Origin of the sequence: Shewanella sp. AS16 (genome assembly GCF_021412365.1) — a bacterium.
Classification (GTDB): Bacteria; Pseudomonadota; Gammaproteobacteria; order Enterobacterales; family Shewanellaceae; genus Shewanella; species Shewanella salipaludis.
The window spans coordinates 1-428 of record NZ_JAKCLK010000058.1; the positions used below are offsets into that span (position 1 = coordinate 1).

Annotated in this window: 1 protein-coding gene; it reads left to right on the forward strand. The window is 48.1% G+C overall.

Features of this window, described 5'->3' with window-relative positions; genetic code table 11:
• The coding region (gene tolA, locus LZP73_RS19315; RefSeq protein WP_234236537.1) for a cell envelope integrity protein TolA at nt 1-307 on the forward strand (307 nt) is incomplete at its 5' end.
• Nucleotides 308-428: the final 121 nt, after the last annotated feature.

Consider the following 428-nt stretch of genomic DNA (forward strand, 5'->3'; position numbering starts at 1 on the left):
GCCTGCCGGGAGTGGTAATACTAAAAACAATGGCGCATCAGGGGCCGATATCAATAACTATGCCGGGCAGATTAAATCTGCTATCGAAAGTAAGTTCTATGACGCATCGTCCTATGCAGGCAAAACCTGTACGCTGCGCATAAAACTGGCACCCGATGGTATGTTACTGGATATCAAACCTGAAGGTGGCGATCCCGCACTTTGTCAAGCTGCGTTGGCAGCAGCTAAACTTGCGAAGATCCCGAAACCACCAAGCCAGGCAGTATATGAAGTGTTCAAAAACGCGCCATTGGACTTCAAACCGTAATCGCGATGTTGACTGTTCCGACGGTCAACATCAGGCACCGGTTGCCACGGGGTTCTGGTAGTTTTGTGTATTTTAGTTTGTTAACATTCTGCTAAATTATCGTGGGCCATCGGTCCAGATA